This window comes from Paenibacillus planticolens, assembly GCF_013141725.1.
Taxonomy (GTDB): Bacteria; Bacillota; Bacilli; order Paenibacillales; family NBRC-103111; genus Paenibacillus_E; species Paenibacillus_E planticolens.
In genome coordinates this window covers 1-24,262 of record NZ_WHNZ01000041.1, presented here as the reverse complement: position 1 = coordinate 24,262, position 24,262 = coordinate 1, and the positions used below count along the sequence as shown (strand labels likewise).

Genomic DNA, 24,262 nt, shown 5'->3' with positions numbered 1-24,262 from the left:
CTTACGGGAGTTCATCATTTTTGTTATGATTAAAGGAAAGAAGAAGGGCTGATCATATTAGCCGGTTACAAGGAGGATGGGACGTTGAAGATTCTAGTCGTGGATGATCATGCCGTGGTGAGGTCGGGATTAATGATGCTGCTCCATGGCAAGCACAATATCGAAGTCGTCGGAGAAGCTGCGGACGGTGCAGAAGGGATTCAGGCAGCCCTGCGGTTGAAACCGGATGTCGTTTTAATGGATCTGAATATGCCGTCAGGCATGGACGGGCTTACCGCGACAACGGAACTGAAACGATTAATGCCGGATGCAGCCATTCTGATTTTGACCATGCATGATGACGATGAATACTTATTCAGAGCCATTCATGTCGGCGCATCCGGATACATATTGAAAAGCGCCCCGCACGAGGAGCTATTGACGGCTATCCGTTCTGTTGCAGCGGGCAATGCCTATCTATATCCAACGGCGACCAAGAGGCTCATGAATGAATACATTGAACGATTAAAACAAGGTGAAAATAAAGACACATTCGAATCTCTCTCAGAGCGAGAAAAAGAAGTGTTGAGCCTGATTGCCAAAGGCTTCTCCAACAAAGAAATTGGCGAACAATTAATCATCAGTGTCAAAACCGTGGAGTCACATAAAAGCAACGTGATGGAGAAGCTTGGCCTCAAGACGAGACCGGAATTAGTGAAATTCGCTGTGAAGAAAGGACTGCTGAACTTTGAGTGAGACTTTGGATAAAGAGTTTCCGGATGTCATCGGCGAGCATGTCGGCGAATTATTGGATCGCCTTGATGAACATATTGCTGATGCCGAATTTCAACAGGACTTACGACAGTCGCTGCAACAATTGTCCAATGTGAAATTTGCGCTCGACGAATCATCCATTGTCGCGGTGACTGATCCCAAAGGAATCATTCTCTATGTCAATGACAAGTTTTGCGAAATTTCAAAGTATCCCCGCATTGAACTGATGGGGCACGATCATCGGATTATTAACTCCGGCTATCACCCGAAGGAATTCATGATCCATCTCTGGCAAACGATTTCCTCGGGGCGGGTATGGCATGGCGAGATCAAAAATAAAGCAAAAGACGGAAGCTATTACTGGGTAGATACAACGATCGTCCCATTCGTGGATGAAAAGGGCAAACCTTATCAGTATCTCGCCATCCGCAATGAGGTTACGGAACTTAAACGAGTGGAAGAAGAGCTCAAGGTGATGATGTCGCAGGTGATGCAAATTCAAGAGGAAGAACGCAGAAAGTTTTCCCGCGAACTGCATGACGGCATCGGTCAAAGCCTTTTTTCTTTGCTCATCCAGATGGATCGATTCATTGGGGAAGGGGAAACGGCAAACCCGGAGATAACGATTCTCCGGCAAAATGTTTCCGGAATTATTGAAGAAGTGCGAAGCTTAGCTTGGCAGATCCGGCCTTCGGTTCTGGATGATCTAGGTGTTGTGCCTGCCATACGCACCTATATTGATAACTATGTAGACCACTATGGGATAAAAGTAAAGCTGGAAAGCAGCTTGCGAAAACGACTCGGTCCGCTGGAGGAAACAACGATCTACCGCGTCATACAAGAAGCGCTTACCAATATTGCTAAGTATGCGGACGTCTCAGAGGCTAGCGTTTCCCTGCATGAGATTGAATCTTGCGTTGAGGTGCGAATAGTTGACAAGGGCAAAGGTTTTATAAGAAACAGCATGGCTAAAGGGGTAGGCCTGTTTAGTATGGAAGAGAGAGCAAAGAGCGCAGGCGGCCTGCTAACTATTGATACGGAATTGGGAGAAGGTACGATAGTGGTTTTGAGGATGCCGATGAAGTGAAGGGAAGGATTCTAAGCGGTGGAAAATAGACTGTCAAAGGAGCTAAGCGGCTTGTATGCGCTTAGCTCTTTTGTTTTTGGCACGGACAGCCTCGTTCTTGCGTTTGCCGCAACTTGTTCCCGCGATCGGAGGAATAACTTCCCCTAGGTCCATCGATCGGCAAAGTTGTGGGAACTACAGGGCGCTATTTGAGCTAAATGGGCATTTTGTTGGCTGCAGACGGAACTACAGGGTCTTATTGCCAATGAAAACCTCCCTTTTTGCCAGAAAACGCCAAATAGGGGATCGTAGTTCCCACTAACTTGCAGGAATATCGGCTTTTTGAAAAATAGCGGATCATAGTTCCCACTTACTCGCGCCGTCCAAGTAATTCATCCAACCCCCAACCCCCAACCCCCAACCCCCAACCCCCAACCCCAACCCCCAAACGCGAAACCCGCCCATCAGACCATTCCTGATCTTCTGAGCCCCCTCCGGGGAATCATCCCCTCTGCCATTATTCCTCAAACGTGCCCGCAGAACGTCCAAGCCAAAAGTGAGCGTCATATTAGAAAGTCTTTTGCATATATTGTTGTAGGCTAGTAATTTTATGCAACTAACGTTGAAAGCGATTTCTACACGTCATTTAAGTGACAAAATTCACAATGATGACAAGTATTGCCACCGTTTTGTCAAACGATGCAACAAAAAGTTCCCCGAAGAAACAGGAGGGTGCAGAGATGCTGCATATCGTAGTGTGTATCAAGCAGGTACCTGACTCGAGAGAAATTCGCATTGACCCGAAAAATAACACGTTAATTCGTCAAGGCGTTCCCAGCATTGTGAATTTTTACGATATGCACGGGCTGGAAGAGGCGCTGCGAATTAAGGATGAAACCGGGGCTAGGGTGACAGTCGTCACAATGGGTCCGCCACCCGCAGAGAAGGGACTGAAGGAATGCATATCCCTCGGAGCTGACGATGCGGTGCTCGTAACGGACCGCGGTTTTGCCGGAGCGGACACGCTGGCCACCTCGTACGTGGTTGCCCGGACGATCCGTAAAATAGCGGAGACGTGGGGGACGGTCGATATTGTTTTTTGCGGTAAACAGACGCTGGACGGCGACACAGGACAAGTCGGTCCCGGGGTTGCTTGCCGATTGGATTTGGAGCAGCTTACTTATGTAAACAAAGTGGTTCAAGTCGATGAGGAGAATCGCAAAGTGCGCGTGCACCGGCTTTTGGAGGACGGCATTGAAGTGGTGGAGACAAGCATGCCTGTGCTGATCACGGCGCTTAAGGAACTGAACAAGGTCAGACGGGCGTCACTACCGGGCATGATTCGAGCGGCTCGCTACAAGCCGACAGTGTGGACAACGGCGGATTTCCCGGACTTGGAGCGAGCGAAAATCGGACTCAAAGGCTCGCCGACAATCGTTGCCAAAACATGGGTGCCTGAAGTGAAAGCGGTCAAAACCCAGATGATTGCGTATGATTCTCCGGAAGCCGCCGCGGCTCAACTGGCTGACAAGTTCATGACGAAGGAAATGCAGACGCTGCTTGACTGGTCCTAGCAAGGATTTTGGAGGCACTTACGAAGTGCGCAAGCGGCAAACGGAGCAGAGTAGGATCACGTAACGAATGGAGGAAGTTACTATGGCTAGTGAACAAACTGCGGACCAAACCGAAGCGTCAATGCCCGATTGGTCCGCATATCGGGGCGTATTAATCGTCGTCGAGCAGCGGGACGGCGCTGCGAAGAAGGTATCCTGGCAGCTGCTGGGCGAAGGCAAGAAGCTGGCGGCGAAGCTGGACGCGCCGCTCATGGCGCTCGTAATCGGCGAGGATGTCGCGCACCTCGCCGAGGAAGCCGTGCATTACGGCGCGGACCGGGTGTTTCTCTGCGAAGCGCCGGAGCTTCGCACCTATCGAACCCGGCCCTACAGCCGGGTCTGCTTGAAGCTGATCGAGGAAGCAAAGCCCGAGATCGTGCTGTTCGGCGCGACAGCGACGGGCCGCGACCTGGCAGGCGCCATCGCGACGCACCTGCCGACAGGGCTGACGGCCGACACGACGCAGCTCGACGTGGAGCCACCCCCGTCGCGGCTGCTGCTGGCCAGCCGGCCGGCTTTTTCCGAGAAGATGATGGCCACCATCCTCTGCAAACAGTACCGGCCGCAGATGGCGACAGCGCGCGCCGGCGTGTTTCAGGCGCTGACGAAGGACACGGCGCGCCAAGGTGAAATCGTGCTCATCGAAGCTGCGATGCGGGAGGAAGAGATCGCCGCGCAGGTGCTGGACTTCCTGCACGAAACAGGCAAGCTCAATCTCGAGGATGCCGAGATTATCGTGGCCGGGGGCCGCGGACTCGGCGGCCCAGAGCCTTTCGCGCTGCTCGCCGAGCTGGCAGAGGCGCTTGGCGGCGTCGTCGGCGCATCCCGCGCGGCGGTTGACGCGGGCTGGATCGGGCATGAGCACCAGGTCGGTCAAACCGGTGCAACCGTACGGCCGAAGCTGTACTTTGCTATCGGCATCTCTGGGGCCGTGCAGCATACCGTCGGGATGAGCAATGCGGACGTTGTCGTCGCGATTAACAAAGACGAGAAAGCGCCTATTTTCCAATTTGCCCACTACGGCATGGTAGGCGATTTGTTTAAGCTGGTTCCGGCGATTACCCAAGAGGTGAAAAAACGCCGAACCTTGTTTGGCAAGCAAGCAGCGGAGATCCCCGCTTCTGTGCCAACGCTGGAAAGGAGTGAGGCCAAATGAATGAAAAATTTGATGCGATCGTCGTTGGCGGAGGTCCGGCCGGCGCAGCAGCGGCTTTAACGATGGCGCAAGCCGGGTTATCCGTTGTGCTCCTGGAACGGGGGGAATTCCCCGGCGCCAAAAACATTTTCGGCGGCGTTCTCTACCGGAAACAAATTGAAGAGCTCGTACCCGAGTTCTGGAAAGAGAAAAACTTTCCGATGGAAAGGTACATTGTGGAGCAGCGCATCTGGATGATGGGCAAAGAGTCCATGGTGACGTTCGGCCACCGCAACGAGGCGTACAAGGAGCCTTACAACTGTTTCACAGGCTTGCGAGTCAAATTTGATCAATGGTTTGCCGATAAAGCGGTTGCTGCCGGAGCTATCCCTGTGTACGAAACCGTCGCACTGGACGTTATCCGGGAAGGCGATAAAGTGGTTGGCGTTAAGACCGACCGGGATGACGGCAATTTATATGCGGACGTTATCGTCATAGCCGACGGCGTAAACTCTTTGCTCGGGAAGGCCATGGGCATTCATAAAGAATGGACGCCGGATCAAGTGTCGCTGGCCGTGAAAGAAGTGATTGCGCTGCCGAAGGAGAAGATCGAGGACCGCTTCGGGCTTGAGGGCGACGAAGGCGTAACGATCGAGTTCATGGGCGAAACGTCGCTTGGCATGGCGGGGATGGGCTTTTTGTATACGAATAAAGAGACCATTTCATTAGGCGTCGGCGTGATGGTGAACCATTTGCGCGATAAAAAGGTGAAGCCCTATGCGGTGTTGGACGCGGTGAAGCAGCATCCCATGATCCGCAAATTGATTCAGGGCGGAGAAACGAAGGAGTACTCCGGGCATTTGATTCCCGAAGGCGGCTTTCACTCCATTCCGCCCTTGTCGGGAAATGGCTGGTGCGTCTGCGGGGATGCCGCGCAGCTCATCAATTTCGTCCATCGGGAAGGCACCAATTTGGCGATGACCTCCGGCCGCTTGGCTGGGGAAGCGATTGTGGAGGCCAAGGGACGAGGGGATTACTCGGCGGCTTCGCTGCAAGCCTACGACCAAAAAATACGCGAATCCTTTGTGCACAAAGATTTGCAGAAGTATAAGGGCATGCACCAATTCCTGAAGGAGCAAGATCCTGAACTGTTGTTTGATAAGCTGCCCAGAGCGCTAAATGAAGCTGCCTATAATATGTTCCTCGTGGATGGCATTGCCAAAGGGGATAAGCAAAAGATGGCGATGAAGCTGATCAAAAACGCCGCAGGCGGCACTGTAAACTTGATGAAGCTGGGCTATAAGGGATGGAGGGCGATGAACGGATGAGCCAAAGTGATATTTCCGATAAGCTATTTACCATTCGTTACAAATGCGATGATAAGTCGCACCTCGTGATCAAAGACAAACAGACTTGTTTGAATTGCGTGACCAAGGATTGCAACTTCTTTTGTCCTTCCGATGTGTATGAGTGGGAAAAAAAGCTTAAAATTACGACGGTTGCTTATGAGAACTGCATCGAATGCGGCACCTGCCGGATTGCCTGCCCGTCCCACAACATCGATTGGGTGTATCCCAAAGGTGGCTATGGCATGACGTATAAGTTCGGCTAAATCCCGATTATGGCTGCGTAAAGCATCTTCTCATTTCTCCGAGTTTCCGCTATGATAAGTCTATTACATAGATAGACTGATGATGGAAGGGAGATTGCTGCGATATGCTGAAGCGACCAGAAAAAGAGGAATATGCGCATTATTATGAAGCTTATGTGAGCAAAGTGCCTGACGGGGATTACGCGGCATTTCTGCAAAGTCAACTAGAGGAAATTACGGCGTTATTTGCCAAGTTCGATGATGAAAAAAGCTTATATCGCTATGCGCCGGGGAAATGGAGCCTGAAGGAAGTATTGGGCCATATCACCGATACGGAGCGTGTGATGAGCTACCGGATGCTGCGGATCGCTCGCGGAGATACAACGAAGTTGCCTGGGTTTGATCAGGATGTATTTATTGCGAATACGTCGTTTGACGAAGTGCCGATTGCGGATTTGCTGCAAGATTTCCAAGCGGTTCGGCAGTCCACGTTCACACTGCTGAAAACAATTGCAGACTCCGCTTGGACGCGTCTGGGCAATGCAAGCACTTATGACATAACCGCACGAGCGCTTGCGTATGTGATCGCGGGCCATGCTCAGCATCATCTGGCTGTAGTGCAAGAACGGTATGTATAAAAAAAGTACGGCGGGACAATAGTCCCAGCCGTACTTTTTTTTAATAAAGCGACAACGCCAGTGAATCACGTTCATTGAAAGAGTGCAGAATCGCTTCGCATCCAACAATTTCGATACTGATGATAGAGTCCAAGCATTTCTTGATCGTAGCTCTTCCTTTAATAACTTTCGCTTCAAGAGCGGATTTCAATAAGTTGAATTTCTTTTTATTTTTCTCATCGGAGTAAACAGGCACGGGTTTGTTATGAATCGTAATAAACATTTTCATAGTTTTTCACCATCCTAGGAATTGGATATATTTTAAGCATATATGAGGATTATTAATTTAACCTTAAAATAGTTTTACAATTTTGAAACAAACAGGCATTTCATGAATTTGTTTTCAACTATTTAAACTAAATCCTCGTTTTCGGTCCTATTAAACTGCTGGCTTTTTTGTTGTCTATAAATATACGGATCAGCAGGCAAAAAAGTTCCATACTCCGAGGAGATCGCCATGAAAAATTTGTGAATTTCCGTTAGTTTTGAGAATCTTTCTGGCGATACAGCTTTGGTGAGATCCCGAATCTATGTTTGAAGGCACGATGGAAATAAGGATAGCTGCCGAATCCGCAGCTTAAAGCAATCTGCTCCAAAGACATGGAGCTGTCATGCATGCGTTCTACCGCGCTCGATAACCGGACTTCCAGGGCGTATTGAATCATCGTTTTGCCAAAGCATTCCTTGAACAAATGAACGGCGCGGGATACGCTGAGCCCAACATGGTCAGCCACATCATCGACTTTGAAAGTTGCCGTCGCGTGGGCTTCGATGAATCGTTTCATGCGGGTCCCTGTAAAAGGCCGGCCTTGCAAAGAGACCGTTTCGGTTGCTGCCCGCTCCACATAGAGGCAAAGTGCTTGCAGCAAGTAGCCGCTAAGCTCGCGGTTTTCCTCCTCCATTCTACGTTTCTCGAGAATAAGCTGGCGCCACAGCGAAATGAGCCGTGCGTCGAGATCAATCCGCGTGCACGATTGTTTCAGGCTGCGTTTCCACCAAGCATCGATCCATGCGCCTTTGCAAAATAAATAATAATCTCCGCTGGCAATTTTACTCCCGGGGTGCTCTTTGTCATGTTCAATCCGGAGCTCGTAGGGATCTCCCGGTTTATAGAGAAGCAAATGGCCGGCTTCGATTCGTATCATTTGGCCATCCGCAAGAATTTCGCAAGTACCCTCAGTCTGCAAACGGAAAAGATAAGAATTCAGCCCGGATTTCGTACTCACATTAAACGGTTCCATATGAAAAGAATAGCCGCAGGTTAACAGCTCAGTGTCCATCGAACTCACCTTTCGTAGCCAAATAAGAGATGTTTTGATTATATCGTGAATGGTCATCATAAGCCAAGTTCCGCTATACTGTTTACATAGGCTCTAATCATGCATAATTTGGAATCCAAGAAAAGAGGGAATTATATGGGACGTTTAGGAATTGCTCTTCAACTGTATACACTTCGTGATGATATGGCAAAAGACGTGGAAGGCACATTGCGTCATGTTGCCAAGCTGGGATATGAAGGCGTTGAGTTCGCGGGTTATTTTGACAAGCCTGCCGCAGAAATGAAACAACTGCTCGACGAACTTGGCTTGAAAGCAATCGGAAGCCATATCAGCCTGGATAGATTCCGCAATAACTTGCAAGGAGAAATTGACTACCTGCACACACTCGGTGCGAAATACGCCATCTGTCCGTATGTAGGTGCCGAAGAGCGTGAAAACGCTGACCAATGGAAAACGCTGATTGCTGAATGCAATCAAATTGCGATTGAAGTCGGCAAACAAGGTTTGCAATTTTTATACCATAATCATGATTTCGAATTTCATCATAATGTGGACGGCGAGTTCGTCTTTGATGCCATGTATGCAGGGAATGACGCGATCCAAGTGGAGATGGACGTATGCTGGGTGAAATATGCCGGACAAGATCCGCTTGCTTACATTGCGAAATATGCAGGCCGTCTGCCGCTGCTTCACTTCAAGGATTTCTCGAAAGATGAGGAAGGCAAACTGGTTACGTTGGAGCTTGGATTAGGCGAAGTTCCGCTTGAGCAAGTCATCAAAGCTGCGGAGCAAGCTGGCGTAGAATGGCTTGTTGTTGAGCAGGATCACTGCCAAAAACCGCCGCTAACAAGCATCGAAAACAGCTTAAACTGGGTTAAAGAGCATTATTTAAACATTCATAACTAATACCTAACCATTCAGAGGAGTGAACATCTATCATGAGTAAAATTAAAGTGGCCGTCGTTGGCTGCGGCTCCATTTCCAAACATAGACATATCCCGGAATACGCATTGAATCCAAATGTTGAGCTTGTTGCGTTCGTAGATCCGGTTATCGAGCGAGCGGAACACTATGCGCAGCTTCATGGCGGCAAAGCGTACAGCAGCTACGAGGAAATGTTGAAAGAAGAAAAAGTAGACGCAGTGAGCGTATGTACGCCTAACTATCTTCATGCAGAGGTGTCCATTGCTGCAGCAAACGCTGGCACGCATGTCCTAGTTGAGAAGCCAATGGCTGCTTCAGCGGAAGAAGCCGATGCGATGATCGAGGCTGCTCAGAAAAACGGCGTATTCCTGATGGTTGGTCACAACCAACGCCTCATGCCGCCGCATGTGAAAGCGAAAGAAATTTTGGAGTCCGGCAAATTGGGGAAAGTTCTGACGTTCCGTACTTCCTTCGGTCATCCAGGACCTGAAGGTTGGAGCGTGGACGGCCGCGAGAGCTGGTTCTTCCGCAAGGAAGAAGCGATTATGGGCGCGATGGGCGACCTCGGCGTACACAAATCGGATTTGATCCGCTATCTGCTGGATGATGAGGTTGCGCAAGTGGCAGCTTTCGTAGGTACCCTGCATAAAGAAGGCACTGATGTGGATGATAACTCGACTTGCTTGCTGCGCATGAAAAGCGGAGCTACAGGCTCGCTGGTTGCCAGCTGGACATATTACAAAGGCCAAGACAACTCCACTGTTCTCTGGTGTGAGAACGGCGTAATCAAAATCGATACTGACCCGAACGATCAAGTCATCGTAGAGCTTCGCAACGGCACGGTCGAGCGTTATAAAGTCGGCCAAGTCGCGACAAACGAGAAACAAACGGTCAGCGGCGTTATCGATGAGTTCGTGTCTAGCATTGTGAACGGTACGAAGCCGCGTATTTCCGGCGAAGAAGGCAAGCGCTCCCTGGAAGTGATCCTGGCTGCGTTCGAGTCCGAAGCAACTGGTAAAATCATTACGCTCTAATCGTCTATAACTATAAAAAAGAGGGCAGTTCCAAAAGTAGATTCATCTACTGATGGAGCTGCCCTCTTTGTCTAATCTATTATCTTCCGCCGATCTCAATCGGCAGCGTGTTCGATCTGCCCACGATCGTTTCCTTCGAATCCCTCACGTTCACTTGAATGTCCCAAATGCCAGCTTTCAGCAAATTGCCTTCGACTTTAGCTGTTACCGTATGCTCATCCTGCCATGTCGTAGGAACGGCTTTACCGTTCAGCGTAACACAGCCCAGCGGCGGTAAATTGTTGCCACGTACGGTTAGCGTCACACTGGTTCGTCCGGAAATATCTTGCGAATCCGTCTCGATTTGCGTAAGGAGAATGGGGCCAAAACCGAGCATATACTTCGTATTGATAATGGGTGTTGTGTAATCTTTATAAGCATGCCGGTCGCCAAAAAGGATATCGTACTGCAATGTTTCATAATCCTTCAGATCCTGCTCGCTTATGTTCATGGACTCAAAATAGTCTTTCGGCGGAATGACAGGAACCTTTTTCGCAAGCTGTGTCAAATAATCCGTATAATAGCTGCCTTGCTGTCTCGATAATTCAATAAGATAAGGACCTAAGAAAGAGGGACTGATATTTAATTTATCCTTGCGTTCCGTATCGAAATTGTTCCAGACGACAAGCGGGACGCTGTACATTTTTTTCAAGAAATCAGGGTCATCTTTGCCGCTGATATATTTGGTGTCGATATAGGTGGCGTAGTCATCGCCAAGGGCCGGTAAGTGATCTCCCCAGAAAGCGATAATGGTAGGCTCGCCTTTTTTCTCAAAGTGTTCCACGAGCGTTTTCAACATATTATCGGAAGCATTGATGCCTTGGGCAAGCGTTTCTAGCATACCTTGAGAAGAGGCGGACATATCGCCTTTGACATCGAAATTATTTTTCGGGAACTTGCCCGGGTAAAAATGGAAGTGATTTTCCATCGTATTCGCGAAAACAAAATCGGGTCCGTCGCTGAGATCCGTCGCATGAATAATGTTGGCAGCAACCTCGCTATCCGCGATGTACGGGCCAGAATAGTTAGGCTTAAAATATTCAATCGGAATATACTTAGAGAAACCGAAGTCTTTATATACTTTATTACTGTTAAAATACCAATTATAAAAAGGGCTGATGGCGGTTGATGTATAGCCTTGTCTGGCATAAATACTGGCTAGCGAATCCACTTCATGTGAAATGAATTGATTGTACGCAATCGATCCTTGCGGCAGAAACCGCATTGAATTCCCTGTCAGAACCTCGAACTCCACGTTGGCCGTTCCTCCGCCGTACTGCGGCGAAAGCATCGTCCCGCTGCTCCCGGTTTGCTGCAATTTATGAAAGAACGGAATCGGATCTTTACTGAATTCTACGCCCTTAATGATGGTTGGGTCCCAGAAAGCTTCACTCAAAACGACAATCACATTCGGTTTTATTTTATCGCCGGCTTTTACTGGCTTAGGGGTTTGACTGACGATCGCTTCGACAGCTTTATCGTCGTACCCTTCACGCTTGTCGTTGAACATGGACTTCGTATTCAGAAAGGTAGCAAGCGCGTAGCCGTTCTTTTGTGTATTTTCAACCTGATTCCAGACCGAAGCTTGAATGCCGAACCACTTTTGCACGGGCAGCGGCAGATCTGTGTAAACCGCTGTCAGCATCACAAGCGCAATAACGCCAATGATTCCTCGCTCTTTAAAGGCAACTTTTTTCGCAAATAAGCGTGTGCGGTATAGCAAGTAATAGCTGGAAGCCAGGAACAGTACGATCGCAAATAAAATTTTGAATGAAAAAATGTTCTTGATATATTGCACCATATCGGACGCTTCGCCGGCGATCACGATATCCCATGGCGTTAAAGGGACGCCTAATATTTTGAGTTTTATCCCGCTGATAAGCCCCATGACCAGAAGCATCCCGGAAAGAATCCAATAAGCCGCTCGAGTACGGCCAATGATGGCGATGAACAGCAGAAGCAGGCTCAGCACGATCCATTCGTTAAAAAGCAGTTCGACCACATGTTTGAAACTCCACGTAATCATTTCAACATAGTGCCCGCGGCTTAGTATCTCCATAATCACCACAGGAATTAAAGCAAGTAAAACGAATGGCAGCCACTGCCGGGACAGCCGCAATAAACGGTCGGTGTGTAGTTTCATATTTTCTCCTATGGAATTGTAGATGAATTGTAAATGACATCTGACATTATACCATGGGAAACGACAATATTCGATGGGGGTTTATCTAATTATTTTATGGCATTTTGACGAGCAGATTTAGCGTGTTTCAAGCAGGAAAAAGCTGCCTTTATCGAGAAAATGATGAATAGAAAAAACGGCGGAGGGGATGAGCAATGACAAGAGAACAGATTCAATTACAGAAGAGAGCGTCGATCAGAGCGCAGCATCGGAGAATGACCAAGAGCAGCTTGCTGCGGCGCGGCGTATTTTTATTTATCGGAGCCGCCTTAATGGCTGTCGGACTTGATATTTTCTTAGTCCCCAACAAAATTATTGACGGGGGAATCACCGGTATCTCCATCATTTTTTCGTATTTGACCCACATCCCTGTGGGGATATTTTTGACCTTATTAAATATGCCATTTCTGTTTATCGGTTATAAAATGATCGGAAAAACGTTTGCGTTATCGACTTTATTCGCCATTCTTGTGATGTCGGCAGGTACGGCGCTGCTTCACCCGGTTCATGAACTTACCAACGATCCTTTGCTAGCGGCTGTGTTCGGGGGCATTATCCTCGGCGTTGGCGTAGGGATGGTCATCCGATTCGGGGGATCGCTGGACGGAACCGAGATTATTGCCATACTGGTTTCCAAAAAAATTCCGTTCTCCGTTGGGGAAGTCGTCATGTTTTTCAACCTCTTTATTCTCGGCAGCGCTGGCTTTGTATATAGCTGGGATCGTGCGATGTACTCGTTAATTGCTTATTTTATTGCTTATAAAATGATTGATGTGACGATTGAGGGCTTTGATGAGTCCAAATCCGTCTGGATCATTAGCGACCAGTTCCGACAGATCGGAGAGGCGATTCTAGACCGGCTGGGGCGCGGCGCAACGTATTTGGAAGGGGAAGGCGGTTTCTCCGGAGATAACAAGAAGGTCATCTTCTGTGTGATCACGCGGCTGGAGGAAGCCAAACTGAAATCTATCGTTGACGAATTGGATCCAGGGGCATTCCTCGCAGTCGGCAATATTCACGACGTTAAAGGCGGAAGATTTAAAAAGAAAAATATTCACTGATCTTTTTCTCGCTCGAACAGCCCCAAGTTTCTGATTTTTTGGGCAGCATCCTTGCTGCTTGGGCTCCCGAGTTTTTTCAAAATATGGCCTACATGGATTTTGACCGTTCGCAGTGAAATGAAAAAGCGGTTCGCAATTTCCGTTTGCGTGTGGCCCTGATCGATCATTTCCAGCACCTGAAGCTCTGTCGGCGTAATCAAATCACGAACTTCCTTGACCTTGAATTGGTGCTCCAGCCGCTTAAGCCTGCGAAATTCTTCTCTCATCTGTTCGGCTACAGCCGCGTTGATGGATGCTTTGCGGGCATGAACGGCCCGAATAATGGCCGGCAGCTCTTCGAAGCGGGATTTGATTTGATAGTCGATGGCCCCGGCTTGAAACGAACGGAAAATAAAGTCCTTCTCTTCCATCGAAGTCAGCATAATGACTTTCACTCCCCAAGCTAAAAGCGCTTGTTCGGCAAGTCCAATCCCTGCCGGTTCATCTTGAATCATGATATCCATCAGTACAACGTCAACGCCCGGTTCAGGCGCCATAAAAAGCTCTCTAGCCTCTTCCGCGGTAGAGACCGTATGAATGACCGATAGATCAGGCTGGCGGTTCAAATAGGCTTGCAGGCCGCGCAGCCAGTCAAGGTCATCTTCAACAATTAAAATACGAATAGGTTCCAATACGGACCCCCCTTAAGTTAGTAATCGGCTGCCGGGAAACGTAAGGAATACGCTGGTGCCTTTCCCCGGTGAGCTGCCAAGCTCCAACGTTCCTCCATGCTTCTTCATAACGCTGTAGCAATAGGCGAGACCCAGGCCGAAATTGTTGTGACTGCCGCTTTTCGTCGTATAAAACGGTTCCAGCACTTGCTTCAGAACTTCCTTCTCCATGCCTGAACCGCTATCTTTTATTTCCAGAACAATCTGTTTCTTTGTCTGCAAAGTTCGGATGGTAATCTCACCGCCTTGCGGCATCGCTTCGATCGCGTTCATCAATATATTCGTCAAAGTTTCTGCCATTTGAATGCGGTCTATCTGGAGCGTCAGGTTCTCCGTTATGTTCGACTGGACAACGACTTTGGATAAATAAGGGTCGAGCGTAAGGAGCACTTCCTCCAGCAGATCTCCCAGATGAACAGAGGAAACCCGCAGGGGAAGTTCCTGCGTTTGCTCATGAACGCGAGTTATCATGTCCCGGATGTGCGAAGACGCCCCCATGACAACTTCAATGTCCTTCATGAGCTCGACCTGATTCGTCTCCTCGGCATGCTGCTTCATTTTTTCGAGAAACAATCGCATTTTGCCGACATCATTTTTGATCGCATGGTTTAATATCGCTGTTCCTGAAGTGATGGCTCTGAGCGTGGAGTCAAGTTTGCGGCGCTCGATCAGAAGCCTCATGCCAAGGAAGCCGTATTTGAAAAAGGTAAACACGAAAAAAGGCACGACAAACGCGAGAATCCACACATGATACACCCACATCCGGTAAAAGCCGAAGCTAGGCATGACATAATTCAGCACGCCGACGCAGAGGATAGGCGGCAGCAGCGCGAGACATGTAAACAAGTGCGTTCGTCTCATGGCGGGCAGCCGATCCGTTTTCATGACAATCAGCACGGCGCCAATGAAAATGTAAGGCACGGCCCACAAGGCGACAATCGGAAAGGCGATCGGCATTTCCTCGGTATATTCGGGTGTAAACAGGAGGCATGCAATCGGCGGAATCAGCATTCCGATGGGCAGCCATGTTCGAATGGCCTGTTTTTGCCAAGCTGCGTTATATTTCAAAGAAAGCATGGCGAAAGAATAGGGCAAGCCGTAATAAGAAATAAGGGAACATATCCCCATAAAACGATAAAGCAAGAGGGAGATCGCAGGGTTAGGCACGGTTTGCTGGATATAGGGGATGAACGTCTCCGATAATACGGCAGCAAGGGCGCCGAAGCCTCCCGTGAAAGCAATCGCGCTCATCCAGCGCATCGTGCTTGACCGGGGATCAATCATGACAAGCCCGATCGCAATAATCCAAAGGGCAAATAACACAAAAAGCATAAGTCCTCCGTCGAATGAATCCGATATTTCCTCTATTGTGGCATGGAGCCAACAATTGCACAAGAGTTCCTTTGCGGGTGAAGCGGCAGGAGATAGGACCTTCTTCTCGAATAAGTGGGGAGAAGGGAGTGAAGCCTCATTGACGTAAAGAAGCGAATAACCTTAGCCGTTCTATCCATTTTAACCATTTTGGGCAAAGTAATGTTGTCCCTTGTTTTCATTGTTGTCATCACGGTCATACTATCGATTGCAGCGGCGGTTGTCGCGATTTTGATACAGCCGGAGCTGGAGCTCAGCATGGCCGCAGTTGCTGCCGATCCTTTTTTTATCAAGGCAGCTTTGTGGGCGCAAATTATTGGTTTTATAAGCGGCGTGATGCTGGCTTACGGCATCTTCGAACGCCGCAAAGGATGGGCTTTGGGACTGGATATTCGACGGTTCGGACGGCGGTTTGGCGAAGGTTTCGCCGCGGGGGCGCTTCTCATATCGGCCTCTTGTTTAGGCATTTGGCTGTTAGGGGGCATTGCCATTCAGTCAAATCCTTGGACCGCTGCTATGTGGATCGATTTGCTTAGCGGGTTCCTGCTCTTCATCGGCGTAGCCGTGAATGAAGAATTATTCGCACGCGGCTATTTGCAGGGACTGGTGAAAGCACGGTTTGGCAGCGGAGCTGCCGTAAGCATCTCGACCCTCGTTTTCGCATTTCTACATACGTTCAATCCGGGGATGTGGAGCTCGCCTATGCCGCTTTTGAACTTGCTTCTGGCCGGACTGCTGTTCGGCTTGTCCCGTGAGCTTTCAAGAGGCTTGTGGATGCCGGTCGGCATGCATTTGTCGTGGAATTTCATTCAGGGCTGCATCTTCGGCTTTCAAGTCTCCGGCACGCCGATGCCTTCGATTTTCCAAGCCTACACGCAGGGAAAACCGCTCCTTTCCGGCGGATCGTTTGGCGCTGAGGGCAGCTTCGTTACCACAATCGTTCTAGTGGCAGGAATACTTCTAATTATGGCCTATTATGGTCGGCTATCAAGAAAAAATGCTCGCCAAGCAAGATTTGCTTGAGCAACACACAAGGAGGATTCACCATTGTCACGCTATGAACTCATCCAAAGCGAATGGGACGGGGAGTCGACGCTTCGCCTCGTCGACCATGACGCCCAAGCGACGGCCGAAATCATTCCGGCCGTCGGTCTGCACTTGTTCCGCTTCGACGTGCGGAACCATGCCTACATCGCGAAGCCAGACAGCGCAGCTGAGCTTCGCGCCAAGTCTTCGCGCTACGGCGTGCCCATTCTGTTCCCGCCGGGGCGCGTCAAGCAAGCGGCCTTCACCTTCGAAGGCCGCGAATACCGGCTCCCCGCGAACCGGGAGCCGGATCACGCCCACGGCGAGCTGCGCGAGCGGCCGTGGAAGGTCGTCGCCAGCGGCGCGGATGCCGCTGGCGGGGCGCATGTCTCCGCGGAGTTTAATCTCGCGGAGCATCCTGACATGCTGGCGTACTTTCCGCACGCCGCATGCTTTCGCTTCACGTACCGCCTGAAGGACGGTACGCTGTCTCTCCGCGGTGAAATCGCCATCCATAGCGGCCAAACGATGCCGCTATCCCTTGGCTTTCACCCGTACTTCGCTTACGCGGACGGCGAAGCCAGCCGCGTTAAGGTGTTGATTCCAGCGGCGGCGGAGTGGCCGCTGACCGCAGACGGCTACGCCGCAGGCGAGCCTGCGCCAACGTCGCTGACCGCTGCGCTTCAGCAGGGCGTTGTGGTCTCGGCGCTGCCGCACTACCCTGGCGGCTCACAGCTGCTCAGCGTCGAGCCCGGCCCGCAAACTTGCGAGCTGCACTATGAGGCTCGCGGAACGAAGCTCGTGTACGATATGGGAGACAAGTTTCCCATTCATGTTCTGTTCACGGCGCCGTGGACGCATGCCGTGTCTCTTGAGCCGTACACGAGCATCATGAACGTGTTCAACGAGCCCTTTGCGCCTGAAATATCCGGTGCCCGCGGCTTAGCGGCAGGGGAGACATTCGCGTTTGAATGGTCGATTCATATTGCGCCATTAGATAAATAACGGAAAAAGAGTCAAGTGAAGGCTGAGAAAGCCGCTTGACTCTTTTTTTATTTCACCAAGTTATTATTTCACCAAGGTTCATATCCAAAACCAACCGTAGAATACCCGGAATACGTATGCTGATGCAGCTCTTCAATCAGCCCTTCCTTTTCTGCGGAAATCACAAGCGCCTTGCCTCTTGACGTGTTAAAGGCATTTTGTTCGACGGTGCCTTCCAGAAAATGAATATGACGTCCATTCTGAAGCGCTATGGCCGGGCCCGTCGTCCCAAAATAATTGTGATAATGCCCGTATTTTATGCCAGTGATACCTGCGTACTGATGAACGTGGCAATCGTAGGCAGTACCGTTCACGCTATACGTATACAGACGCAGTAAGTGATTATGCTCTAGTTCTTTGGACGACATCGCTTTGAAAAAGTGCACGTGAGCAGGAGGAACCCGATAAAGCATAGTCCAAAAACCCCCCTTGGCTGCAGGATATGGTTCATCCTATTCCAAGAGGGCCGGTGTCATGACTGTGGAAGCGGGTAGAGAGCGGATTGACCGATCTTCATCTTCTTATCGTCATACACGCGGACTTCAACCTCATGAGACTTGCCGCTTTCTAATGCGGGATTCTCCTTATCCGACAAATCGACATACAGCGTGTCTTCGCCGTCAAAGTTAGATTTAAACAGCTTGTCGTCAATGTAGACGTTGCAGGACGAATAAAAAGGCTTGCCCACGACTTGAATCTTATTATCATTTCGAATTACCTTGCTAATGACCGGATCTCCATAACCTAAGATATAACCAGGCTGCACAATCGTATCCTTAAAGCCTTTGGCTTCGTATCCGTATCGGCCTCCGAATAAATTATCGTACTGAAGCATCATATAGTCCGAAAGATCGCTTGCGTGGATGTTATACTTCTCCCACATGTCATTAGGCGGAATAACCGGAATTTTTTGCGACAGATCGTAGAGATAGTCCGTGTAGTAACTGCCTTTAACGCCTGCCATGTGCAGGAGCTTAGGACCTAAGAACGATGGACTCATCTTGAGGTTCAACTGTTCTTGATCGGCCGGCAGAAAATTGTTCCATATCAGGAAGGGCGTATAATGGGTTTTTGTATATAAATCAGGATCGTTAGGAAGTACGTACTTGGCGTCGCGATATACTTTGTAATCATCCTCAAAAAACGGAAAATGATCGCCAAAAAACAATAGAATCGTTGGCTCAGACTTTTTGGAGTAATAGTCCACCAAAGCTTGAAGAGCTTTATCGGTTCCCGAAATGCCCTGAGCGTACGTCTCCAGAATTCCCTTGGATTCAGAAGTAATATCCCCTGTCACTTCAATCGTGTTTTTACTGAACTTCCCGGGTTTAAAAGGATGATGGTTTTCCATCGTATTTGCGAAAATAAAATCAGGTCCAGGGCTTTTTTCCGTTTCCTCGATAATCTTCTTTACAACGGCACGATCCGCATAATTCGGCCCTTCAAAATCATTCGGGAAATACTCGCTGGAAATAAATCGCGAGAACCCAAAATGTTTATATACTTTCCGGCTGTCGAAAAAATAGCTGAAAAAAGGGTTAATCGAAGTTGCTGTGTAACCTTGTCGGGTCATAATGCTGGCCAACGAGTCGACGCCATGGTTCATATATTCGATATATGGCAGTATTTTATCGGGTGATTTACCGAAGAAACGCATGGAATTTCCCGACAAAACTTCAAACTCTACATTTGCAGTACTGCCCCCGAATTGGGGAGACAGCATCCAACCGCTCGTGTAAGACTTTTGAAGCCGGTGCAGATTGGGGATCGGATCTTGGCTGAACGTAATATTTTTCATAAGCGTAGGATCCCAAAAAGATTCTCCGAGCATGACGATGATATTTGGTTTTTTATCGCTTGCCGCCGGTTTATCCGGAATTTTAGCTAAAATGGAAGCCACCGCTTTTTTACTGTAACCGTCAGGTTTAGCTACATTCAGAAACCCGAGCATCTGCACGGAGGAATAGAGATAGCCGTTTTCGTCATAGGTAATCGTTTGATCCCAGGGCACTGTGTAAATGCCGTAAAGATTCATAAATGGAATAGGCTTGTCCATATAAAGGCTCGTGGCCATTACGATGGTGATAACTGCATAAATACACCGCTCCATCCAAGTAAATTGAATGCGCTTGCGACGAAGCGCCAGATGAAACAATAGGGCGATCAATACGAGAAATAGCATGACAATCCCAAGTATCCGAAGGTTTAAATACCCTTTCAAGAACGTCCTGTACTCCACAATTTGATTGTTAAAATAAAGATCCCATGGATAGTAGGGGGCTCCGATTGCTTTTAATTTACTGCCGCTAATCGCTCCGAGCGGTAATAGCATCACGCATAGCAGCCAAAAGGACAATCGGCTTTTTCCGGTTAATGCGATTAGAAATACATACAAGGTTCCTACAACAAAGTAGGCAAGAACCATAGAGAGCGGGTGGTTCATCACCCATTTATGAAGCTCTTCATAAGACCCTCGTTCCAAATATTCGACCATGACCATCAGGAAAAAAGGCAAAACAAGAATCATAAAACGGGAAGGCAGATGTTTAAGCCATTGAAGAAGTGTGGTCATTTGTGTAACTCCTGTTCGTTTTGTACAAGTCCATTCGTCCATTATCTTATATCCGGGAAAAAGAAGGAAGATATTCCTTGAAATTAATTCATCTGTCTGAACCGATCTGGCGTAAGTCCGACATGCTTGCGAAAGCTGGCAACAAAATGGCTGACATCACGGAAGCCAACACGTTCGGCCACTTCCTTAACGGTTTTAGCCGGGGTATGAAGCAGCATTTCTTTCGATTTACGCAGCCGCATGCGAATCAGATAAGAATATGGCGACAGGCCGAACGCATGCTGAAACAACGTGTTCATATGCCTTGGCGTTATAGCTAGGACGTCGGCCATTTCTCCAAGACTTGTATCGGGGTTATGAAAGCTAGTCTCGAGCCACTCCAATAAAGGCTGCAAATGCGCAATTTGATTGCGAATCGAGGTGCGATTATTGAGCTGACCGTACTTTTTGAGCTGGATGAAGAAATGGTATAGATCGGCGGAGGCATCATAACTGGAGTAATCAGCCCCAACATCCATATTTTCAATAATATGTCCTAATTCGGTTTGCATCGGGCCATGAATATCCCATTTGTAAACGGCAGAATCCAATAAATCCAGCGTACTAAGGATAACTTCTACACATGCCCCGCCAAAAGTGACATATTGCGTACACCATTTTTCCGTTATCGCGTAGTAAGTGTGGGGCACCCCCGGAAGCAGTAAAACACCCGATCCTTCTGGCAATCCATATTTTTTTCCATCCAGAATGAACTCTCCTTCACCGGCGTACGTTTGAAGCCAATGATAACAAGGGAAGCCTTCGGGTCGTACAAGCTTTTCCTGATCTTCATGATGTCCAATACTCTCGATGAATATTGGAAGCGGTTGCGCTGTTGACGGAGTTAATTCATACCTTTTATGCATCAACGATGTTCACCTGTTCCATTTTATTATACTATCGTGTAAAAATATTATATTTTAAGATAAAAAATATTCCAATACAATGGACTTATTCTTATATTAACAATAACCTTTGATGAGGTGACTGCATGATCAATGAGAAGCTCCCCAAAATTTGGTACGGCGGGGACTACAACCCTGAACAATGGGACAAAGAAGTCATGACGGAAGACCTGCGGATGTTTAAACTTGCAGGAATTGATGTGGCTACCGTAAACGTTTTTTCGTGGGCTCGACTTCAACTTAGTGAAGATACATATGATTTTACTTGGCTGGATGAAATCATCGACAAGCTTTATGAGAACGGCACTTACGTTTGCCTGGCGACGAGCACAGGTGCGCATCCCGCGTGGATGGCACGTAAATATCCGGATGTGCTGCGGGTAGACTTCCAAGGGCGGAAACGTAAATTTGGCGGAAGACACAATTCCTGTCCAAACAGCCCTACCTATCGTAAATATGCCGCTCTTCTCGCAGATAAGCTTGCGGAGCGTTACAAAGATCATCCGGCCGTGCTAATCTGGCATGTTTCAAATGAATATGGAGGCTATTGTTATTGCGATCAATGTGAGAACAGCTTCCGCAAATGGCTTCAAGAACGGTATACAACACTTGAAAAATTGAATAAAGCGTGGAATACAAGCTTCTGGGGGCATACCTTCTATAAATGGGAAGAAATAGTATCTCCGAGTGCGCTTTCGGAAGAATGGGATGTGGATAATACCAATTTTCAAGGCATCTCGCTGGATTATCGCAGATTTATGTCAGACAGCATGCTTGAATGCTACCAATTAGAATATAACGCGCTCAAAAAACATACGCCTGATCTCCCAGTCACCACAAATTTAATGGGATTATACAAAGAATTAGACTATTTCAAGTGGGCAAAATATTTGGATGTCATCTCGTGGGACAACTATCCTTCCTTGGATACGCCGGTCAGTCTGACGGCCATGACACATGACCTCATGCGCGGCTTAAAACAGGGTCAACCTTTTATGCTGATGGAACAAACGCCAAGCCAGCAAAATTGGCAGCCCTACAATTCACTCAAGCGTCCTGGGGTTATGAAGCTTTGGAGTTATCAAGCCGTTGCTCGGGGCGCAGATACCGTCATGTTCTTTCAACTTCGAAGATCCGTCGGAGCCTGCGAAAAATACCACGGCGCAGTCATTGAACACGTCGGCCATGAACATACGCGTGTATTTCGCGAGTGCGCGGAATTAGGAGCTGAACTGCATAAACTGTCAGATAAATTGTTAGACTCTAGAGTCTTAGCAAAAGTCGCCATCGTATTTGACTGGGAAAACCGGTGGGCTGTCGAACTATCGAGCGGGCCAACCGTCGCCCTCAAATATGTAGATGAGGTTCACAAGTACTATGACGCTCTCTTTCAACAAAACATCCAAGCAGATATGATTGGCGTCGATGCCGATCTATCCTCCTATGACATTGTCATTGCGCCTGTCCTTTACATGATTAAAGAAGGCTACGCAAAGCGTGTTGAAGACTTTGTACATGCTGGCGGCACATTCCTTGCCACATTCTTCAGCGGCATCGTTAATGAGAACGACATCGTCACCCTAGGCGGTTATCCAGGTGAATTACGAAAAGTGCTCGGAATCTGGGCTGAAGAAATCGACGCCTTATTCCCTGATCAGAGCAATCAAATCGTGATGAAGGAATCTTGGGGAGAGCTGGAGGGAGAATATCGATGCGAAATCCTGTGTGATTTAATCCACTCGGAGGGTGCAGAGATCAAAGCTGTCTATGGCAGTGACTTCTACTCAGGGATGCCTGCTCTTACCGTAAACACATATGGTTCAGGCCAAGCCTGGTATGTAGCCACTAGCCCGGAGCCATCATTCTTGCAAAAATTGCTCCGCGATTTGTGTCAAAACAAAGGAATCCATGCTCCGATAGCCGCTGTTCCAGGTGTTGAAATATCCGTCAGAAGCAAAAATACGGAGAACTATTTATTCCTACTAAATCACAATGAGGTGGAGGCCACCGTTGAATTAGGTGATTTCAAGGCAGCAAACTTAATCACAGAGCAAAATATAGAAAATACCGTCACACTCCAAGCAAAAGGCGTCACTATTCTTCATATAAATTAATACTCAAGCAAAAACCTCTGTCATATGAAGGATAGAGGTTTCTTTGCATATTTGGTATAATTTAACGAATAGCAGGTTCATAGGGAGGGTGCAGTGTGACCGAACAACAGCAATTGTTTCTTTGCTCTGATTCAATTGGCGAAACGGCGGATGCCGTTGCCAGAGCAACCATTCGTCAATTCAACTCCGAACAGTTGAAAATTAAGCGTTACGGTCATATCAGCCAACAAAATGAAATCGTCCAAATGCTGCAGGAAGCGGCCGCAGCCGGCGGTTTTGTCGCCTATACACTAGTGCAGCCCGAGCTGCGTGAAACAATGAAAAAAGAAGCCCACCGCCTGGGCGTGCGAACCGTCGATATCATGGGTCCGATGCTGGAAGCTTTTTCGGAAACATATGGACACATACCGAAGCGCAAACCGGGCTTGCTGCACGAAATGGACGCCGATTATTTCCGAAGAGTAGACGCAATTGAATTCGCCGTCAAATATGACGATGGCAAAGACAACCGCGGCATGCTTCAAGCTGAAGTAGTCCTCATCGGAGTATCCCGCACATCCAAGACACCACTAAGCATTTACCTTGCACACAAAGGTATTAAATCCGCAAATCTTCCCATCATCCCAGAAATCCAACTGCCACATGAACTTTTCAAAATCCCAAGCAAACGCATTATCGGCCTTACCATGGATGCCAACCAAATCCTACAAATACGACTTGAACGTCTCAAAGCCGCCGGCCTTCCGAATGGCTCCCAATATGCCACCTTCCGCCGCATCCAGGAAGAACTCGATTACGCCAATTCCATCATGAAACAGCTCGACTGTCCAATCATCAATGTCACCAACAAAGCTATTGAAGAAACAGCCGGACTAATCCTTGATCTCATCGCTATTAGATAAAATAGAATGAATGACTACCATCAAAAAAACGCTGCCCAGAACGCAAAAGTTCATGGCAACGTTTTTTTTTGCTCGCCTATCCATCTAACGACCCTCAATATACACATTTCCCATCCGCCCCTAATCATCACAAACTCTTCTCTGATCTCAGCTGCCATATTCCAATTCCGTATCGAGCCCTCGAATCCTCGCCGCGCACCTCGACGCCTAACTTCTGACGCCCG

General features: G+C 48.5%; 22 protein-coding genes. 14 read left to right on the top strand and 8 right to left on the bottom strand.

Annotated features, from left to right (window positions below; genetic code table 11):
• Positions 1-84 precede the first annotated feature (84 nt).
• The 7 genes from GC097_RS18665 to GC097_RS18635 all read left to right on the top strand — a co-directional run bounded on the left by GC097_RS18665 (position 85) and on the right by GC097_RS18635 (position 6,796).
• Positions 85-735, top strand: a complete 651-nt coding sequence (locus GC097_RS18665) for a response regulator (RefSeq protein ID WP_216625817.1) — start codon at positions 85-87, stop codon at positions 733-735.
• The gene (locus tag GC097_RS18660; RefSeq protein WP_171684818.1) at positions 728-1,840 is read left to right on the top strand and encodes a PAS domain-containing sensor histidine kinase; all 1,113 of its coding nucleotides are present in this window, start codon (positions 728-730) and stop codon (positions 1,838-1,840) included. Before GC097_RS18665 ends, GC097_RS18660 begins: the two co-directional genes overlap by 8 nt.
• Before the next feature lie 719 nt (positions 1,841-2,559).
• A complete protein-coding gene (locus GC097_RS18655; protein ID WP_171684817.1) occupies positions 2,560-3,393 on the top strand; it encodes an electron transfer flavoprotein subunit beta/FixA family protein in 834 nt (277 codons plus the stop codon).
• An 82-nt stretch (positions 3,394-3,475) separates the two neighbouring features.
• Positions 3,476-4,588 (top strand): electron transfer flavoprotein subunit alpha/FixB family protein, encoded by a 1,113-nt coding sequence (locus GC097_RS18650; RefSeq protein WP_171684816.1) that lies wholly within the window; start codon positions 3,476-3,478, stop codon positions 4,586-4,588.
• Positions 4,585-5,895: an FAD-dependent oxidoreductase gene (locus GC097_RS18645; RefSeq protein WP_171684815.1), complete on the top strand. Its 1,311-nt coding sequence runs from the start codon at positions 4,585-4,587 to the stop codon at positions 5,893-5,895. The genes GC097_RS18650 and GC097_RS18645 overlap by 4 nt, the downstream gene beginning before the upstream one ends.
• Positions 5,892-6,179: a ferredoxin family protein gene (locus GC097_RS18640; protein WP_205300901.1), complete on the top strand. Its 288-nt coding sequence runs from the start codon at positions 5,892-5,894 to the stop codon at positions 6,177-6,179. The genes GC097_RS18645 and GC097_RS18640 overlap by 4 nt, the downstream gene beginning before the upstream one ends.
• 104 nt (positions 6,180-6,283) lie before the next feature.
• Entirely contained in the window at positions 6,284-6,796 is a 513-nt protein-coding gene (locus tag GC097_RS18635) for a DinB family protein (RefSeq protein WP_171684814.1), read from the top strand.
• Positions 6,797-6,836: 40 nt separating this feature from the next.
• On the opposite strand, the gene GC097_RS18630 is transcribed toward GC097_RS18635, so the two are convergent.
• Both GC097_RS18630 and GC097_RS18625 read right to left on the bottom strand, forming a co-directional pair.
• The gene (locus tag GC097_RS18630; protein WP_090822679.1) at positions 6,837-7,064 is read right to left on the bottom strand and encodes a 3-dehydroquinate dehydratase; all 228 of its coding nucleotides are present in this window, start codon (positions 7,062-7,064) and stop codon (positions 6,837-6,839) included.
• 250 nt (positions 7,065-7,314) lie between these two features.
• Positions 7,315-8,115, bottom strand: a complete 801-nt coding sequence (locus tag GC097_RS18625; protein ID WP_171684918.1) for a helix-turn-helix domain-containing protein — start codon at positions 8,113-8,115, stop codon at positions 7,315-7,317.
• A 135-nt stretch (positions 8,116-8,250) separates the two neighbouring features.
• Here GC097_RS18625 and GC097_RS18620 point away from each other — a divergent pair, with 135 nt between their 5' ends.
• Both GC097_RS18620 and GC097_RS18615 read left to right on the top strand, forming a co-directional pair.
• Entirely contained in the window at positions 8,251-9,021 is a 771-nt protein-coding gene (locus GC097_RS18620; protein WP_171684813.1) for a sugar phosphate isomerase/epimerase family protein, read from the top strand.
• A gap of 32 nt (positions 9,022-9,053) precedes the next feature.
• Positions 9,054-10,073, top strand: coding sequence for a Gfo/Idh/MocA family protein (locus tag GC097_RS18615; protein ID WP_171684812.1), 1,020 nt, complete (start codon positions 9,054-9,056; stop codon positions 10,071-10,073).
• 79 nt (positions 10,074-10,152) lie between these two features.
• Here the strand turns inward: GC097_RS18615 and GC097_RS18610 are convergent, their stop codons facing one another.
• Positions 10,153-12,255 (bottom strand): LTA synthase family protein, encoded by a 2,103-nt coding sequence (locus tag GC097_RS18610; protein WP_171684811.1) that lies wholly within the window; start codon positions 12,253-12,255, stop codon positions 10,153-10,155.
• A 254-nt stretch (positions 12,256-12,509) separates the two neighbouring features.
• Between GC097_RS18610 and GC097_RS18605 the strand changes: the two genes are divergently transcribed.
• Positions 12,510-13,355 (top strand): YitT family protein, encoded by an 846-nt coding sequence (locus GC097_RS18605; protein ID WP_246294337.1) that lies wholly within the window; start codon positions 12,510-12,512, stop codon positions 13,353-13,355.
• Here the strand turns inward: GC097_RS18605 and GC097_RS18600 are convergent.
• Positions 13,349-14,026 (bottom strand): response regulator transcription factor, encoded by a 678-nt coding sequence (locus GC097_RS18600; RefSeq protein ID WP_171684809.1) that lies wholly within the window; start codon positions 14,024-14,026, stop codon positions 13,349-13,351. The genes GC097_RS18605 and GC097_RS18600 overlap by 7 nt on opposite strands.
• A 12-nt stretch (positions 14,027-14,038) precedes the next feature.
• Complete coding sequence (locus tag GC097_RS18595) at positions 14,039-15,397, bottom strand: sensor histidine kinase (RefSeq protein ID WP_171684808.1); 1,359 nt, start codon at positions 15,395-15,397, stop codon at positions 14,039-14,041.
• A gap of 189 nt (positions 15,398-15,586) precedes the next feature.
• Here GC097_RS18595 and GC097_RS18590 point away from each other — a divergent pair, with 189 nt between their 5' ends.
• Positions 15,587-16,459, top strand: a complete 873-nt coding sequence (locus GC097_RS18590) for a CPBP family intramembrane glutamic endopeptidase (protein ID WP_171684807.1) — start codon at positions 15,587-15,589, stop codon at positions 16,457-16,459.
• Between the two features lie 150 nt (positions 16,460-16,609).
• Entirely contained in the window at positions 16,610-17,467 is an 858-nt protein-coding gene (locus GC097_RS18585; RefSeq protein ID WP_312875701.1) for an aldose 1-epimerase, read from the top strand.
• Positions 17,468-17,535: 68 nt separating this feature from the next.
• Here GC097_RS18585 and GC097_RS18580 read toward each other — a convergent pair whose 3' ends face one another.
• From GC097_RS18580 to GC097_RS18570, 3 genes are all read right to left on the bottom strand, one after another.
• Positions 17,536-17,919 carry a YmaF family protein gene (locus tag GC097_RS18580; RefSeq protein WP_171684805.1) on the bottom strand — a complete coding sequence of 128 codons (384 nt, stop codon included), beginning with the start codon at positions 17,917-17,919 and terminating at the stop codon, positions 17,536-17,538.
• 59 nt (positions 17,920-17,978) lie between these two features.
• Positions 17,979-20,078 carry an LTA synthase family protein gene (locus tag GC097_RS18575; protein WP_171684804.1) on the bottom strand — a complete coding sequence of 700 codons (2,100 nt, stop codon included), beginning with the start codon at positions 20,076-20,078 and terminating at the stop codon, positions 17,979-17,981.
• A gap of 83 nt (positions 20,079-20,161) precedes the next feature.
• The gene (locus tag GC097_RS18570) at positions 20,162-20,983 is read right to left on the bottom strand and encodes an AraC family transcriptional regulator (protein WP_171684803.1); all 822 of its coding nucleotides are present in this window, start codon (positions 20,981-20,983) and stop codon (positions 20,162-20,164) included.
• 125 nt (positions 20,984-21,108) lie between these two features.
• Between GC097_RS18570 and GC097_RS18565 the strand changes: the two genes are divergently transcribed.
• Positions 21,109-23,136, top strand: a complete 2,028-nt coding sequence (locus GC097_RS18565) for a beta-galactosidase (protein WP_171684802.1) — start codon at positions 21,109-21,111, stop codon at positions 23,134-23,136.
• 95 nt (positions 23,137-23,231) lie between these two features.
• On the top strand, positions 23,232-24,038 hold the full coding sequence (locus tag GC097_RS18560) for a pyruvate, water dikinase regulatory protein (protein ID WP_171684801.1): 807 nt from the start codon (positions 23,232-23,234) through the stop codon (positions 24,036-24,038).
• The last annotated feature ends 224 nt before the right edge of the window (positions 24,039-24,262 follow it).

Excerpts from the sequence above, each read along its gene's own strand:
- GC097_RS18655 (WP_171684817.1), top strand. The coding sequence starts at position 2,560 with ATGCTGCATATCGTAGTGTGTATCAAGCAGGTACCTGACTCGAGAGAA.
- GC097_RS18650 (WP_171684816.1), top strand. The coding sequence starts at position 3,476 with ATGGCTAGTGAACAAACTGCGGACCAAACCGAAGCGTCAATGCCCGAT.
- GC097_RS18645 (WP_171684815.1), top strand. The coding sequence starts at position 4,585 with ATGAATGAAAAATTTGATGCGATCGTCGTTGGCGGAGGTCCGGCCGGC.
- GC097_RS18640 (WP_205300901.1), top strand. The coding sequence starts at position 5,892 with ATGAGCCAAAGTGATATTTCCGATAAGCTATTTACCATTCGTTACAAA.
- GC097_RS18635 (WP_171684814.1), top strand. The coding sequence starts at position 6,284 with ATGCTGAAGCGACCAGAAAAAGAGGAATATGCGCATTATTATGAAGCT.
- GC097_RS18630 (WP_090822679.1), bottom strand. The coding sequence starts at position 7,064 with ATGAAAATGTTTATTACGATTCATAACAAACCCGTGCCTGTTTACTCC.
- GC097_RS18625 (WP_171684918.1), bottom strand. The coding sequence starts at position 8,115 with ATGGACACTGAGCTGTTAACCTGCGGCTATTCTTTTCATATGGAACCG.
- GC097_RS18620 (WP_171684813.1), top strand. The coding sequence starts at position 8,251 with ATGGGACGTTTAGGAATTGCTCTTCAACTGTATACACTTCGTGATGAT.
- GC097_RS18615 (WP_171684812.1), top strand. The coding sequence starts at position 9,054 with ATGAGTAAAATTAAAGTGGCCGTCGTTGGCTGCGGCTCCATTTCCAAA.
- GC097_RS18610 (WP_171684811.1), bottom strand. The coding sequence starts at position 12,255 with ATGAAACTACACACCGACCGTTTATTGCGGCTGTCCCGGCAGTGGCTG.
- GC097_RS18605 (WP_246294337.1), top strand. The coding sequence starts at position 12,510 with ATGACCAAGAGCAGCTTGCTGCGGCGCGGCGTATTTTTATTTATCGGA.
- GC097_RS18595 (WP_171684808.1), bottom strand. The coding sequence starts at position 15,397 with ATGCTTTTTGTGTTATTTGCCCTTTGGATTATTGCGATCGGGCTTGTC.
- GC097_RS18580 (WP_171684805.1), bottom strand. The coding sequence starts at position 17,919 with ATGCTTTATCGGGTTCCTCCTGCTCACGTGCACTTTTTCAAAGCGATG.
- GC097_RS18575 (WP_171684804.1), bottom strand. The coding sequence starts at position 20,078 with ATGACCACACTTCTTCAATGGCTTAAACATCTGCCTTCCCGTTTTATG.
- GC097_RS18570 (WP_171684803.1), bottom strand. The coding sequence starts at position 20,983 with ATGCATAAAAGGTATGAATTAACTCCGTCAACAGCGCAACCGCTTCCA.
- GC097_RS18565 (WP_171684802.1), top strand. The coding sequence starts at position 21,109 with ATGATCAATGAGAAGCTCCCCAAAATTTGGTACGGCGGGGACTACAAC.